The 14,876-nt window shown below is 46.0% G+C and carries 16 protein-coding genes and 1 pseudogene; 12 read left to right on the top strand and 5 right to left on the bottom strand.

Features of this window, described 5'->3' with window-relative positions; translation table 11 throughout:
- Positions 1 to 147: 147 nt before the first annotated feature.
- Together QUB26_RS12615 and QUB26_RS12610 are read right to left on the bottom strand one after the other, a co-directional pair.
- Entirely contained in the window at positions 148 to 732 is a 585-nt protein-coding gene (locus QUB26_RS12615) for a PAP/fibrillin family protein (RefSeq protein WP_333318239.1), read from the bottom strand.
- A 255-nt stretch (positions 733 to 987) separates the two neighbouring features.
- Complete coding sequence (locus QUB26_RS12610; RefSeq protein ID WP_333238820.1) at positions 988 to 2,664, bottom strand: glycosyltransferase family 4 protein; 1,677 nt, start codon at positions 2,662 to 2,664, stop codon at positions 988 to 990.
- A gap of 412 nt (positions 2,665 to 3,076) precedes the next feature.
- Here QUB26_RS12610 and QUB26_RS12605 point away from each other — a divergent pair, with 412 nt between their 5' ends.
- The 10 genes from QUB26_RS12605 to QUB26_RS12560 all read left to right on the top strand — a co-directional run bounded on the left by QUB26_RS12605 (position 3,077) and on the right by QUB26_RS12560 (position 13,162).
- Positions 3,077 to 3,316: a DUF3134 domain-containing protein gene (locus QUB26_RS12605; protein ID WP_006631296.1), complete on the top strand. Its 240-nt coding sequence runs from the start codon at positions 3,077 to 3,079 to the stop codon at positions 3,314 to 3,316.
- Between the two features lie 130 nt (positions 3,317 to 3,446).
- Positions 3,447 to 4,562: a phospho-N-acetylmuramoyl-pentapeptide-transferase gene (mraY, locus tag QUB26_RS12600; protein WP_333238822.1), complete on the top strand. Its 1,116-nt coding sequence runs from the start codon at positions 3,447 to 3,449 to the stop codon at positions 4,560 to 4,562.
- Between the two features lie 11 nt (positions 4,563 to 4,573).
- Complete coding sequence (locus tag QUB26_RS12595; protein WP_333238824.1) at positions 4,574 to 4,705, top strand: hypothetical protein; 132 nt, start codon at positions 4,574 to 4,576, stop codon at positions 4,703 to 4,705.
- 197 nt (positions 4,706 to 4,902) lie between these two features.
- Positions 4,903 to 5,886, top strand: a complete 984-nt coding sequence (locus QUB26_RS12590) for a glycosyltransferase (protein ID WP_333318237.1) — start codon at positions 4,903 to 4,905, stop codon at positions 5,884 to 5,886.
- Between the two features lie 497 nt (positions 5,887 to 6,383).
- A complete protein-coding gene (locus tag QUB26_RS12585; protein WP_333318235.1) occupies positions 6,384 to 8,243 on the top strand; it encodes an NAD(P)H-quinone oxidoreductase subunit F in 1,860 nt (619 codons plus the stop codon).
- A gap of 107 nt (positions 8,244 to 8,350) precedes the next feature.
- Positions 8,351 to 9,070, top strand: a complete 720-nt coding sequence (locus tag QUB26_RS12580) for a carbonic anhydrase (protein WP_333318233.1) — start codon at positions 8,351 to 8,353, stop codon at positions 9,068 to 9,070.
- A 110-nt stretch (positions 9,071 to 9,180) separates the two neighbouring features.
- Positions 9,181 to 10,734: an NADH-quinone oxidoreductase subunit M gene (locus tag QUB26_RS12575; RefSeq protein WP_333055349.1), complete on the top strand. Its 1,554-nt coding sequence runs from the start codon at positions 9,181 to 9,183 to the stop codon at positions 10,732 to 10,734.
- Between the two features lie 151 nt (positions 10,735 to 10,885).
- Complete coding sequence (locus tag QUB26_RS12570; RefSeq protein ID WP_333238833.1) at positions 10,886 to 11,272, top strand: NirD/YgiW/YdeI family stress tolerance protein; 387 nt, start codon at positions 10,886 to 10,888, stop codon at positions 11,270 to 11,272.
- A gap of 109 nt (positions 11,273 to 11,381) precedes the next feature.
- Complete coding sequence (locus QUB26_RS12565) at positions 11,382 to 12,704, top strand: CO2 hydration protein (protein ID WP_333238836.1); 1,323 nt, start codon at positions 11,382 to 11,384, stop codon at positions 12,702 to 12,704.
- 251 nt (positions 12,705 to 12,955) lie between these two features.
- Positions 12,956 to 13,162 carry a hypothetical protein gene (locus QUB26_RS12560; RefSeq protein ID WP_333140518.1) on the top strand — a complete coding sequence of 69 codons (207 nt, stop codon included), beginning with the start codon at positions 12,956 to 12,958 and terminating at the stop codon, positions 13,160 to 13,162.
- Here the strand turns inward: QUB26_RS12560 and QUB26_RS12555 are convergent.
- From QUB26_RS12555 to QUB26_RS12545, 3 genes and pseudogenes are all read right to left on the bottom strand, one after another.
- Positions 13,159 to 13,377, bottom strand: coding sequence for a type II toxin-antitoxin system HicB family antitoxin (locus QUB26_RS12555; protein WP_333155302.1), 219 nt, complete (start codon positions 13,375 to 13,377; stop codon positions 13,159 to 13,161). The two genes, QUB26_RS12560 and QUB26_RS12555, sit on opposite strands and share 4 nt — an antisense overlap.
- Positions 13,378 to 13,497: 120 nt before the next feature.
- Positions 13,498 to 13,596, bottom strand: a pseudogene (locus tag QUB26_RS12550) (type II toxin-antitoxin system HicA family toxin); the annotation flags it as partial.
- Between the two features lie 98 nt (positions 13,597 to 13,694).
- Positions 13,695 to 14,165, bottom strand: a complete 471-nt coding sequence (locus QUB26_RS12545; RefSeq protein ID WP_333238838.1) for a hypothetical protein — start codon at positions 14,163 to 14,165, stop codon at positions 13,695 to 13,697.
- Positions 14,166 to 14,346: 181 nt separating this feature from the next.
- Here QUB26_RS12545 and QUB26_RS12540 point away from each other — a divergent pair, with 181 nt between their 5' ends.
- Positions 14,347 to 14,559, top strand: coding sequence for a helix-turn-helix domain-containing protein (locus tag QUB26_RS12540; RefSeq protein WP_006631307.1), 213 nt, complete (start codon positions 14,347 to 14,349; stop codon positions 14,557 to 14,559).
- 87 nt (positions 14,560 to 14,646) lie between these two features.
- Positions 14,647 to 14,859: a helix-turn-helix domain-containing protein gene (locus tag QUB26_RS12535; protein ID WP_006631308.1), complete on the top strand. Its 213-nt coding sequence runs from the start codon at positions 14,647 to 14,649 to the stop codon at positions 14,857 to 14,859.
- Positions 14,860 to 14,876 lie beyond the last annotated feature (17 nt).

Genomic DNA, 14,876 nt, shown 5'->3' with positions numbered 1-14,876 from the left:
TTGAGGGTTTTAGTAAGTGTTGAATTGTTTGCAAAAGTGATATATTTTTGATTTTTAACCGCAAATGAACGCGGATAAACGCGGATGAAGGAAAGATAAATTTAGTATGAGTTAAGGGGCGATCGCACTTAATCACACATCACAAAATCACTCTTTTGTCAATACAAAAACACTGTCTTTATTCCCCCGTCCAATCCGCAAATCTTTATCCAAATAAGTGACATCCAGCCATCCCTGCTGTTCGCGAGTATCCAGCCAGAAATCTACAGCAGCGAACTTTTTACCCGACTCAATCTCATTGATAAACTTCCCCGGATATTCATAGCCAATCAACCTGCTTAAACCTACAATAGACCGCTCAAACTTCACCTGCACTCGCCGTTCCGAAGTTGGCTCAAATCTTGCTGCTACACTGACAATTCCTTCCAAATAAGGCAAGCCGTAAAGTTCGCCAATGTTGTAAATTTTAGATTCTTTGACGCGGATAGATTGATAAATTTGACCCAATTTTACCAAGGGAAAACTGTCAAGATTCAGCAGTTCGCGGCTGGTGGTGTACAATAACCGCCAATCACCATTTAAAAGCTCTGCGGCTTCGACAGGGCGTGGTGTGGGGTTGTAATCTTCCAATTGGGCGATCGCGCTTAAAATCGCTTGTTTGTCGCTAGGGGTAGCCAGCAAACCGCGATTCTTACCAGCAATTATCTCTAAGAGTGCAGATTTTTTAAGCATGATTTTTTAAGAAGGAAGAACACGGATTTTGACACGAATACACGGATTAATTATCGAAGGTGAGGCAAAAGTCAGACCCCTCTTTTCTTCAGTCTCAAGAGAGAGGGACGAAATTTTGTGTACTAGCGATTAAAATCGCCGAGTCCGCAGAGTATTAAGCTGTTGTGCATTTAAATAGAATGTCAAAAAACAATCTAATTCTTGTGGGGTGGGCGTCTCGCCCGCCCTGAATATGCAATTTAAATGCGTGACAGCTTAACAACTAATAACTAAGATATCAAATTTCACCAAATAAAGCAAAGTCCGATACAGGTCGGCTAATTGTTGCTCGTTTTTAACGTAGCGTCGGATAAGTTCCCCCACGCCGATCGCACCTTCCTGCTTAATTGTCTCCAATATCTCCATCTGAATGCTAACAGATGTTCTCCTATCCTCACCAAAACTGGTAAACCTAATTGTCTGTACCTGCTTTAAAAGTTCTGGTGTGGCGATCGCACCCAGACTCAGCATCATCTCATTGCTTAAACTTCTAGTCGCATAATTAGCCAATACCCGAAACGGATCGTCGCCTAGGGGATAAGGCGGCTTCCCAGGTTTTAAAGGTGCTGACTCCGGTGCCCCCTGGCGAATTTCTGCTAATTCCCGCCACAATTGTTCGTAAGCAGCAATTACTACTTTCCAATCATAAATTTCCCTCGCCCTTTGTCGGGCATTTTCCCCCATCCGCTTTCTCAATTCGGGGTTTTCAATTAATTCACACAACGCCAGGGTGCAAGCATCAATGTCTACTGCTGTCGCGAGGGAAGTGTGACCCATGTAAGTCGGCCAATTTAAGCTGTCGTCAAGATAATTTAGGGCTAAATCTAAACAAGATTCCGGGGGCGGGATGAGTGTGGGAATGCGGAAGCCGTCTATTTCGTGGCGTACAGATTCTTTGTATCCGTTCCAATCGGAGACTATGGCCGGCAGTCCGTTCGCCATGGCTTCTATTGGTGTCAGTCCAAATGATTCTTGAATGTTGTCGGAAAGCGAAATGAAAATGTCGGCCGCCGACCAAATATTTATTCTAATTTCCGGCTGTCTCCCATCTAAAAAAATAGCATTCACCGACGGACAAAATATTTGTGCGCTCTTTTTAAAGTCGGGTTCTTCTCTCGGATCTTCGATCCAACCGGCTTGAATTAAGTGGATTTTGGCTTTTGTCTGTTGTGCCGCCCGTTCTAGGGAGATGTACATGGGTACCGGATGAGCTTTTGCAGAAAAAGTCAATCTACCGACAAATAACACAACAATATCTTCGGGAGAAATGCCGAGTTCTTGTCGCAGTTGGCGGCGACTATTAACGGCTTCCACACCCTGCGGAAACGCGCTGCAATCGACTCCGAGGGGAATAACGGGGAATTTGACCAAAATTTCCGGTTTACCGCCGTTGCGCTGGGCTAAATATTCAGACCACTCTCTCATAACTCCTTCTACTGCTGTTTTCACGGCGGCAGATGTGCAGATCAGGGCGTCCCAAGGCTGCATGGGTGCGGTGATCAAATCGCCGATCGCCTCCATGATGTATTTTGTACCGATCGTGTGAGTAACGCCGCAAACGCTGTAGGCCCGCTGATCGACAAATCTGCGCGCCCAAACCATCTGCGACAGAACCGGATCGGGTCGGTAAATTGTGCCCGGTTGAGATAGCAAATCCGGTCGTTCCATGGGAATCCAGCGGACTTTCCGAGGTGTTTGCAGCCAAGGTTGGATGTGCGAACAAAACTCCTTAAAGGTTGTTTCGCTATCGGCGCAACAGTAGAGAGAGTCGGCGGTTCCGTGTTGGACTAAGCTTTTGAGAAACCCTTCTCCGGCTGAATGACGCCCCAGAAGTTTTTTGCCTCCGGTGTGGTAGCCCTCTTTGTTGTATAAAACCGCTGCCGTTATATCCATTCTGAGATTTATTGCTTGAGAGTTGACTGAAGAAGCCAGAGGGCATTCGAGCTCAGGCTTTGATGAAAATCCAGGAGACTGTTGTGAATCAAACCCTTGCTGTTAGGGAGGCTTGCAGAACAGGATCGCCGCTTGTCCCGCGATATCTTAAAGACGATCGTCTTAGATTACAATGCTTACGGCTAAAGAAGGATTGGCAAGAGCGGATTTTAGTGCTATCCTCATGCCCATGCTTGGGGGCGATCGCCTTTTGGGTCTCCCATCTTATCCGATCCGGAACCAAACAGTGCCTGTGGTATAATGCTTTAGCCTTGCTAAATGCCCGATTTGCAAGTGCTTGATCAAAGCAGCAGTTCGTCGGCAAAACGTTACCTCTACTCGATCGCGTCTTTGTCTTTAAAAACCGATAATCATGTACAACCCATCTCTGCGTCAAATTCCTCGCCATTTACCTGCGGATGTAATTCCATTAAAACAGCAATCTTCTCTTTTAGACTGGTTGGAATCTAACAATCGCCTGTTAGCAAGGGATGTCCAAGAACCCGACTATCTGCACGAAGAAGAAATTTCTGAACTGATGGCAGTTGACGACAGTCCTTACGATGATTTAGAAGAAGAAGTAGAAGAGGATGTGAGTGTAGGCGAAGAATAACGGGTAGAAGGGTGAAGAAATCAACCGGAAACAGGGAAGAAAAACTAAGAGATTTCTCAATCTCCTGTATCGCACCCTATTCCCCCATTGTCAATTGCTTATTCTCAAATAGTGTGTGGTGAGGAGTGTTATGGATAACTTTTTGGATGAGAAAATCCCTTTTAGTCTGCCTTTCAAACTTACAGGCAAGAATTTATTCCTGCTGCTGGGTTTGGGGCTCGGCACTGTAGCGATCGGTTTAGATGTAGTAGCGGGTAGATTTTTGAATTTACCTGCATCGCTATTTATGCCGCTAGTTGTTTGTGCTGTAGTTGCGTCGGGGTTGGGCTATGCAGTGGTGCCCGTACTCCAGCAACTAAAAGCAGGACAAATAATTCGCGAAGACGGCCCCCAAGCCCATTTGAAAAAAGCGGGAACGCCGACAATGGGAGGCATCTTTTTTATACCTGCTGGGGTAGCAGTCGCTTTACTTTGGTCTAAGTTTAACTCAGATGTTGTTGCCGTATCGGCTTTAACTTTAGCTTACGGTTTCATTGGCTGGCTCGATGACTGGCAAATTCTGCGACGCAAGTCGAACAAAGGTATTTCACCTCGGATGAAATTGGCTTTGCAAATAAGTTTTGCTGCTCTATTTTGTCTGTGGCTGATGTTTCATCAACCTGCAATTTCTACGAATGTTGCTTTGCCTTTCGGTTGGGTATTGCCATTAGGTTTGCTGTTCTGGCCGCTGGCTGGTTTTGTGCTAGTTGCCGAAAGCAATGCTACTAATCTTACCGATGGTGTTGACGGGTTGATGGGAGGTTTGGGGGCGATCGCACTTTTGGGATTGGGCGCATCTGTAGCCTCAACTTCGCCAGAATTAATGATATTTTGCGCTTGCATCAGCGGCAGTTGTTTCGGTTTCTTAGCACACAACCGCAATCCAGCCAAGGTGTTTATGGGCGATACAGGTGCTTTAGCTTTGGGCGGTGCGTTGGGTGCGGTAGCTTTATTAACAAATAGCCTTTGGATATTATTAATTATCAGCGGGATTTTCTTTATTGAAACGCTGTCAGTAATTGCTCAAGTAGGTTATTACAAAGCTACAAAAGGGCCGGATGGAATCGGCAAGCGTCTGTTAAGAATGGCTCCACTGCACCATCATTTAGAGTTGTGCGGCTGGTTAGAAACTCAGGTTGTTGGCATTTTTTATATAACTAACGTGGCGTTAGTGTTAATGGTTTTGATGTTGACGGGGAACAGTTGAGAAGGGATTGCGTGACGGATTGTACAGGGGATGTAAGAGATATTTACTACTATTTCAAAGAAACAGGCAAGATGCCTGTTCCACAAGGACTGAATGCAGTTGTGGAACAGGCATCTTGCCTGTTTAAGGCTCCGAAGTTATAATTTTGAGAATTGATATCCCCAGTTAATGCAATGGAACTTAATAACGCTTTTTAATTATTTGAAGAACGGCGAAGACGCTTATAGGACAAAGTAAGAACTACATTTGCTTATTTATCTTCCTTAGCGTCCTTAGCGCCTGCGCGGTTCGTTTAATCTTACTCAATATTAGTTATGCTATCGTTTACGGTTGTTTGTGAATGACTAAAACGTTTTTACCGCAAGTTTCGGTGGTTGTGCCTGTTTACAACGGCGAGATGGATTTGCCGGAGTTGATCGAGTGCCTGCGATCGCAAACTTATCCGCCACAAAGTGTAGAATATCTCTTAGTAGACAATAACAGTCGCGATCGCACTTCAGCAATCCTCGAAACAGCAGCCTCTAACCCCCCCTCAGTCCCCCCCTTGGTAAGGGGAGGAAGCAATTTCAATCCAATAACCATTCGCCACCTCAGTGAAAATCAGATTCAAAGTTCCTACGCCGCCCGCAATCAAGGAATTCGCGCATCCACAGGCGAAATCATTGCATTTACCGATGCAGACTGTCGCCCGGAATCTGACTGGCTGGAAAATTTAGTTAAGCCATTTGTTGACTTAGAAGTAGGAATTAGCGCTGGGGAAATACTCGCATTGCCCGGTAAAACTATTTTAGAACAACACGCCGATCGCCAAAATACTTTATCTCAAAAACATACTCTCGCTCACCCTTTTTGTCCCTACGGTCAAACCGCCAACTTAGCTGTACGGAGGCTAGTTTTACAACAAATAGGATTATTTCGCCCTTACCTCACCAGCGGCGGCGATGCTGACTTGTGCTGGCGGATTTTGCGGCAAACATCCTATAAAATGTATTTTGCCGAAAATGCGATCGTCCGACACCGCCACCGTTCTACAATAAAACAGTTGCAAAGTCAATGGTATCGGTACGGCGAATCTAATAAATATTTGCACGAACTCCACGGTGTCGATTTGATGCGAGAATTCACCACAGGGGAATATTTTTACCGGCTGGCTAGGTGGCTGTTAAAAGAATTGCCTGTGGCTGCTGCCAAAAGTGCGATGGCCCAAGCCGATATGGTAGATTTGTTTAATACGCCGATCGGTCTAGTGAATGTTAGGGCAAGGGCGATGGGGCAGCGCCAAGCCAAACTTCCTTTAGCAGCTTGGCAGATTGAGCGATTTTAATATTTTAGACCATAAGCATTTCACGGGCGGGGAGGATGCCCAACTCCTACTCCCCACAAAAAAATTGAATTCTTTGTGGAACAGGCATCTTGCCTGTTCTAAATAAGCATTTCACGGGCAGGCAGGAAGCCCAACCCCTACTCCCCACAAAAAAATTGAATTCTTTGTGGAACAGGCATCTTGCCTGTTCCTCAAAATGGTGCAAGATGTGCGATCGACAAATATTCGTTTGTACACCATCCCCCCCCTATATACCTATAAGTAGAGGTTATCGGTATAGATAAGTATGCTGAATCAGAAATATGAAAATTTAACGCAATACTTAATATAAAATTAATAAGTCTATTCTTCCCGCCTAGTATCAAAACAACGAGTAACTCGAATACTGACGCCAAAATAGCCTCTAATTCTGCCTTCTGGGTTTTCAGTGCTGTCGTTTGCCCGATCGGAATTATTCTCAGAATTTTAAATTTTTGTAACCTTTACAGGTAATGCCAATGGCTCAAATCTTACTCCAGACGGTTTGGTTTATACCTTGCTATCCACTCATCGGCGGAGTTCTGTCGATGCTGTGGTTTCCGGCTGTTACCCGCCGCACCGGGCCAAGACCATCCGGTTATGTGAACGCCATATTAACCTTGTTCGCTTTCCTACACGGCGTCATCGCCCTCGCAGCTATCTGGAACCAACCGGCGCAACACCAGTTCATTCCCTGGCTGAATGTAGCAGGTTTAGACTTAACCATTCCCGTTGAAATCTCTGCTGTCACCGTCGGCGCGACAGTTTTGATTACCGGACTGAACTTGCTGGCGCAGATTTATGCTTTCGGTTACATGGAAATGGACTGGGGCTGGGCTCGGTTCTTTTCTCTGATGGGGCTGTTTGAAGCGGGGATGTGCGGCTTGGTACTGTGCAATTCCCTCTTCTTCAGCTACATGATTTTAGAAGTTCTGACTTTGGGCACTTACCTGCTAGTCGGGCTGTGGTTCAATCAGTCTTTGGTGGTGACAGGAGCCCGCGACGCTTTCTTAACAAAGCGGGTGGGTGACTTATTCTTGCTGATGGGAGTAGTCGCCATTCTGCCGCTGGCTGGAACTTGGAATTTTGACGAGTTGGCTGTTTGGGCTCAGACTGCAAAGCTTGACCCCACTGTAGCGACGCTGTTGAGCTTAGCCTTGATTGCCGGCCCGATGGGCAAATGCGCCCAGTTTCCCTTGCACCTGTGGCTGGATGAGGCGATGGAAGGCCCGCTGCCAGCGACGATTTTGCGGAACACCGTAGTTGTCGAAACTGGTGCTTGGATATTGATTAAGTTGCAGCCGGTGATTGCTTTGTCGCCGATCGGACTGAAGACAACTATTATTGTAGGTGCTGCGACGGCGGTTGGTGCTTCATTAATTGCGATCGCCCAAATTGACATCAAGCGCACGCTTTCCTATATAGTCAGCTCTTACATGGGCTTAGTATTTATCGCCGTCGGCACCGGACAAGCCCAGACAGCCCTGACATTAATATTTGCCTACAGCTTGGCAATGGGTTTGCTGGTGATGAGCATCGGTTCGGTAGTTTGGAACAGTATCACTCAGGATGTCCGCTCTCTCGGCGGTTTGTGGGGAAAGCGGCCGATATCGGCAATATCGTTTATTGTCGGTAGCGCTGGATTGGTGGGACTGCCGCCCTTCGGCTGCTTCTGGGCTTTAGAAGACTTCACATCCGGGCTTTGGCAAACTCATCCTTTCTTGTTAGGAATAGTGCTGTTTGTAAACGGCGTCACTGCTTTTGGCTTGGTGCGCGTCTTCGGTTTAGTTTTTGGCGGCAAACCAAAGCAAATGACCGAACGCTCGCCGGAAGTTCACTGGCCTTTTATCTTGCCGATGACTGTTTTAATGGGCTTTACTTTGCACGTTCCGCACTTGCTGGCAGCGTGGCATTTAGTGCCGGGGGCAAGTTTGAATTATACCGCAACTGGATTGCTAGTTTTGTCAACGGCGATCGGCATCGGTGCCGGAGCATTTGTTTACATGAACGACAAATGGGAAAAACCAGTACGAATTGGTTCTGAAGCTTTGCAAGACTTTTTTGCTTACGACTTTTACACTGCCAAACTTTACCGGGTGACTGTGATATTTGCAGTCGGTTTAGTTGCTCAAATCATCTCCTGGTTCGATCGCAATATTGTTGACGGATTCGCGAACTTAATCGGTTTTGCAACGGTTTTCGGCGGGCAAAGCCTCAAATACAACGTTAACGGTCAAACTCAGTTTTACGCCCTGACAATTCTGTTCGGAGTAGCAGTTTTGGGACTACTCATAAGCTGGCCTTTGCTAGCTCGCTTGTCGCTGATTGTAGGCGGGTAAATAGAGTTAATATTTAAGATTTTAGGTGAGATTTTTAATCTAAAATCTTTTAATAATTAATTCTTGAACAAAGATGATTTCAAAGGTTTTCAAACAAAGCAAAATCAATGAACCAAAATCACAGACAATTCAATCTTTCCCGGCGCAATTCGCTCAAAATTGTCACAGGTGCTATCGGTACAGGGATACTCGCAGCCTGCACAGGCGCTGATTTGGGTGCACCCGAACCGACAATTTCTCGAAATGACTTGACTCCCGATGCAGCTCTGCAAAAGTTAATGGACGGGAACCAGCGGTTTGCTGACAAAAAACGCCTAAATCCCAACCAAGACTTAGTTCGCCTCACCGAAGTTGCCGAATCTCAAAAACCATTTGCTGCTATTCTCGGCTGTGCAGATTCCCGCTTTCCTTCCGAGATTATCTTCGATCAAGGATTGGGAGATTTATTTGTCTGTCGCGTGGCCGGAAATGTTGCTACTCCCGAAGAAATTGGCAGCCTGGAATTTGGCACGCTGGTACTGGGAGCAAAAGTGGTTGTGGTAGTCGGGCATAAAAGGTGCGGTGCGGTAAGCGCAACCGTCAAAGGAGCTCAAGTTCCTGGTCAAATTGGCAGTTTGCTCGATGCAATTAAGCCTGCTGTAGAAAGCTCGAAAAACCAAGCAGGCGACAAGCTAGAAAATGCTTCAAAAGCCAATGTTGTACTGCAAGCTAACAGGTTGAAAGCATCTCCAGTTATCTCTAAGTTAATTGAGGATAATAAACTGAAAGTTGTTGGTGGATATTACGATTTAGACACGGGGAGAGTCAGTATTCTTTCTGAGTCTTGAGGCAATTTCGTATAGATAACTGGGAAAAAGTTAAGATATAAACTCTCAAGTTATCCAAGACAATAGGCGGCTAAATTAATTGATTCTTCACTCTTCACTCTTGACACATTATGCTTAGTGCCTTGCTCTGGTTGCCCGCGTTGGGCGCTGCGGTAGTCGGGTTCCTGCCCGGAAACATAAATGGGATGCGCCTGCGTTCAATAGCATCGGCTTTTGCAGCAGCTATTTTCATATTGAATATCTGGCTGTTAACTCAATTCGATCCAGCAAATTCGGGACTGCAATTTCAAGAATATTTGCCTTGGATTCCACAATTAGGTTTGAGCTACAATTTGGGCATTGACGGCTTGTCCTTGCCGCTGCTCGTTTTAAGTGCTTTGCTGACGCTATTAGTCATTTACGGCACGGGCGAAAAGATGGAGCGCCCCCAGCTTTACTACGCTTTGATTTTGCTAATCAATGCTGGTATTGCCGGAGCTTTGATGTCTCAAAATTTGCTGCTGTTTGTACTGTTTTACGAAGTAGAATTAATTCCTTTTTACCTGTTGATTGCGATTTGGGGCGGAAAGCAGCGGGAATACGCTGCCATGAAGTTTTTGATCTACACGGCAGTTTCGGGACTTTTAGTGCTGGCAGCATTTTTGGGTGTTGCTTGGCTGAGCGGTTCTTTAAATTTCGATTACAGTGCGATTACCACTCAAGAATTGCCGAGAAATGTGCAGTTAATCCTGCTAACAATTTTGCTAATTGGGTTGGGAATTAAAATTCCCTTGGTGCCGCTGCATACTTGGCTACCCGATGCTTACGTGGAAGCTTCGCCAGCAACAGCAATTTTGCTGGGAGGGATTCTGGCGAAGTTGGGAACTTACGGTTTAGTACGGTTTGGCTTGCAGATGTTTCCCGAAACTTGGTCGATTATAGCTCCCGGTTTAGCGATTATCGGGACTGTGAGCGTGATGTACGGGGCTTTGAGCGCGATCGCCCAAAAAGACATCAAGCGCATGGTAGCCTATAGTTCGATCGGGCATATGGGCTACATCCTCGTTGCCTGCGCTGCGGGTACGAAGCTGGCATTAATCGGTGCAGTCGGGCAAATGGTAAGCCACGGCTTAATTTTAGCTTTGCTATTTTATTTAGTAGGCATCATCGAAAGCAAAGTCGGCACGCGAGATTTGGACGTGCTCAACGGTTTGATGAATCCGATGCGGGGTTTACCCACGGCTAGTTCCCTGTTAGTTTTGGGCGGCATGGCAAGCGCCGGCATTCCCGGTTTGGTGGGTTTTATTGCCGAATTTTTAGTATTTCAAGGCAGTTTCTCTATCTTTCCAATTCCCACTTTAATCTGCATTTTAGCTTCGGGTTTAACAGCCGTTTACTTTGTGATTCTGCTCAACCGCACCTGTTTTGGGAAGTTGGACAATGCCACGGCTTACTACCCTCCAGTTACGTTTGCTGAAAATATGCCGGCGCTGGTTTTGGCGGGCATCATTTTCGTGTTGGGAATTCAACCTGCTTGGCTGCTCAAGTGGAGCGAATCGACTACAAATGCGATCGTTGCTACTCTGCCGGCTGACAGGAATACCCAAGTTGCTATTAGCTATCCTTGGAAAAAATCAGCGATTGAAATCGCCTTTACACAAACGAAGTCTGTCTCCGCAGACTGAGATAGCTCAGCGATTAAAATAGGGTCGGCACTTGCCTTGTGTCCGACTATGCTGCCTCACAAATATCTACTCGTTACTAGGCTCTGTATCCAATTTTAATGAAAGATTTTGGACGCAGAGCCTCCAGATAAATACCAGGATATGAGCGCTCATGAAACCGAAAAAACTTTTCAGTGTATCCGCAGTTACAACCCTTCTTTTAGTAGTGGCAACTTCTGCTTTTGCACAAGCTATAACTCGCATTCGCGATTTGCCAGCATCGAAAACAGGAATTACCATCTCTGGCCGAGTAGTTGGTTTTGGAGAAGCTGATGAAAATGAGTGGATTTTAAATGACGGCAGCGGTCAAGTTAAAGTCGATGCCGGCCCGCGCAGGTGGCGCAATATTAATCTATCAGAAGGGGAAACAATTACCGTTGTTGGCGAAATGGATGACGGCGAATTTGATGCTTTTTCGATAACTCTGTCGAACGGATCAATTATCAACATCCGCTCTCCACAAGGCCCGCCTCCTTGGGCTGGAAAAGAGGAAAAATAACTGTAAAAAGCAGCGCTATCTTTCCGAAAAGCATGAGATTTGGGATAACCTAATTCCCGAATAGAGCAATTTATAAATAGTAAAATTCAGTCAAACAAAGGAAGAAACAATGGTACAAACCCCTAATAAACCAGCAACTAAACTACCCCCTTCAAAACACGAATTTGCCGAAATAATTCACAGACTGGAAGCGGGGGGCGCTATGATTCCAGATACGCCGGAAAATCTGATGCAAATCATCGCTATCTGGAAAGCTTACGCGGTGCCGATGGACTTTTACTGGCGGGATTTGCTTTACATCGCCGAACGAGTATTTTTACACCCGCTTCCTTTCTTTAAATACTTTTTACCGCAAGAGTATTTAGATTTACAAAATCACTATGCAGGCGACGGTGCAGATTTGCGGATTTGGCGCGGTACTGGAAGTGTTCACCCAGAACTTTTGGAGTTCATGGAGAAGGGTGAAACTGGTAAACTCCCGCGGCTGTTCCATCATTTGTGGCACGATCGCATTAACATGGAATTTGCAGAAGAGTGCATGAGGTCAATGCTTTGGCACCGGGGCTTGTACGTCCCAACCAATCAATTCGATCCTTATTTGGACAGTGACGAATATAAAGCTAATGCCGATCGCGCAATTAAAGCTTACTTCAAAAAAGACCCGTTCATGCTGGGACTGCACAAAGCATTTCCAGAAATGTTTTTAGAACAGTGCCGCCAAATGTCTTATTACAGCAATCTCGGTTTATTCTGGGAAGTCATGGCGCCGGTGTTTTTTGAGGTTTCCGACTTGTACGACGAAGGGAAAATTACCACAGTCCCGCAGGCGATGGATTTCCTAGTAAATGGCATATTTGCGATCGCCGGTCGTCCGATTTACCACCACGTTCAAATCGACGGCGAAACCTACGAAATCATCCCGAAATCTAAGGGTTTCACTTGGCTTTACGAAGCAGCGTTACCTTACGTGGAAGCTGTATTTTATCGCACTTCGCCGTTCCGAGGCACCAAATCTTACAACGCTCAAGCTAAGGAAGTTCCTGACGATCAAAAAGACTTCCACTACGGAGTATTGTATGCAGACAAATTCCCGGTAGGTACGGCCGGGATTCCGCCGACTTTGCTAGCACAAGATATGCTGCATTTCCTGCCGCCTTATTTGATGGATTTCTACAAACAGCGCTGTCGTGGCGAAGATGATATCCTCAATCAAATTGGGGTGACATTTCAGCGATCGATGTACTGCGTAACTTCGGCGGTGATTCAAGCGTTACGGACTGCTCTTTTGTATCCTTTAGATGACCCGAATCCAAAGCATTTGAAGGCAAATCGGGCTTTCTTTGAGTCTCAGATCGATCGCTTCTGTCGCCCGGAATACGGCATGAAATATGCGGCGAAGCTCAAGAATATTCAGACTTCGGATTATAGGTAAAAGATGTTTGCGGGAGACATCTTAGCTTCCAAGTCCGCCAATCCGTTAGTCCGCCAGGGGTTGAAACCCCTGGCTCAAAGCTCAAGTCGGTTGAAACCGACTGGGAAAAATCAGAGCTTTTTAAGCCGTTTCAAAAGTCCTATAATATTAGATTAGTTGGTATCAGAATTATTCATCTCTATTTCTCTTCCTCTGCGTTCTCTGCGTTCTCTGCGGTTTAATCATTCCGATATAAAAAATAACCAATAACTATGGACAGCAAAGAGCTAGCCAAATATATCGAAGCAACCGATGGGATTTCCAAACCTTGGCTGTTGGTGCAACTGCGGCTGAAAAAATTGCAAGAAAGGCGATCGGAGATTTCTGCTGAAGAGTATATGACAGAACTTACCGACATTCACAAAGATTTAATGAATCTGGGGGAATGGTGGCTGGGAATCGAAGATGAAGTGTTCTAGGCGATTTGAAGAATGCTAGGTGCGGGGATGGCTTCACCTTCTTCCTGCCAAGCTTCTAGATACATTTCGAGCACTTCTTCGCCATGTCGGATGGCTTCTGAGCGGGTTTTGCCGTGGGTACAGGGCATGACAACGCGCTCGGCAAACTCTGGAATCGTCACGAGGAAAAGTTGATCCTCATCAGACCATTGGACGATCATACTGTATCGATTCATGAATCTTCCTCCTTTAACTCGTCGAGTTCGGCTAACAATATTGCCAACTGCTTCTCTCTCATAGCGTGGCACATCATCTCCGTCTTTGCCTGGAATTGTTAATGTCTTCCCAATCCAAGGATGCTGCCATCTCTCATGGCTGCCTTTTCCGCGTTTTGGCAAATAAATAAAGCCCTCACGGGTAATCTGAGCTTTTAACTCGCGAATTTTTCTAGGCATGGTGATTGTCCATTTTCTACCTCCATTTTCTCACTTAGCCATTTATTTTAATTTTTCCTTGGCCCATTCTCGCAGTTGGTTGCCGGGGCGATCGCACTTTAAAATTTCTCCATCAAATGTTTTTCTTGGGCATAGACATCTCGTAGCTGTTGCAGCGCGGCCCCAGAAATGACCGATTTAACAGTAGCTACCAATTGGCCCCACTCTAGCAAGCTGTCAACGGAAACAGCTTTTTTGAACTTGTGGGTGTAGAATTTCGTCCAAAATGCTGGTGCTAGCTTGCTTTTCCAGCGTTTGTACCATCTGCCAAAATCTTGAGGTGCGATCGGCTTTACTGCTAAAATCGGGGGAAAATCGGCGTAGCTGACAAAGCGGCTGATGCCTTTGGCGTGCACGTAAACCATGTAGCGACAGCATTCAATGCGGTAAATGTCGTTTGTTGAGATATTGAACAGGAGTGCGACTGTTTCTTCGGTAACGAATCTCGCCAGCGGATGCAGGATGGGAGATTTGTGAATTATTTTGGATTCTGTGATCGTCCGCGATTTTGCCGGAGTTTCTGATATCATGGCTAGTACACCTCTGGATATGGTTAGTAGACTTCTGGATAAGGCAAATGCACTTTTTGATAGAAAGAAATAATCTGTCCAGATTAGGTTTTACAGACGATCGCCCTTTAGTTTTCCAGGCCGGAGGGCGATCGCTCTTTACATATAAAATTGTACGACGCAATTGCATCAACTGTCAAGCATGGGTTTAGTCAGGCTAAAAATTCGGGAACTAGCGGCGGAGAAGGGCTGGACGCTTAAGGAAGTATCCGATCGTTCCGGGGTAATTTATAGCACTGTCAGAAGCTATGCTCGTCGTCCTGAAATGGCAATGGTTGACTTTACTTGCCTGCGGAAGTTAGCTCGGACTTTTGATGTGATGATTGAGGATTTGGTTGAGGTTTTGGAGGAGTAGGTCGATCGGCCTTAAGTTGTCTAGACCGGGGGCGATCGCTTTTTCAGATGCAATTATCTTAAAACGCAACTGCATTATTTGTCAAGCATGGGTTTAGTCAGAGTTAAAGTGCGAGAGTTAGCGGCCGAGAGGGGCTGGACATTCAAGGAGGTGGCTGAGCGATCGGGCGTGATCTACAGCACCATAACCAGCTATGCTCGTCGTTCAGAAATATCAATGGTTGACTTTACCGCCCTGTACAAGTTAGCGCGGGCATTTGATGTGATGATTGAGGACTTGGTGGAGATTATTGAGGAATAGGTCGATCGGCCTTAAGT

Source organism: Microcoleus sp. B4-C1 (assembly GCF_036705285.1).
Taxonomy (GTDB): domain Bacteria; phylum Cyanobacteriota; class Cyanobacteriia; order Cyanobacteriales; family Microcoleaceae; genus Microcoleus.
Note: the sequence above shows the minus strand (reverse complement) of the source record. Positions and strands in the feature narration are given on the sequence as shown.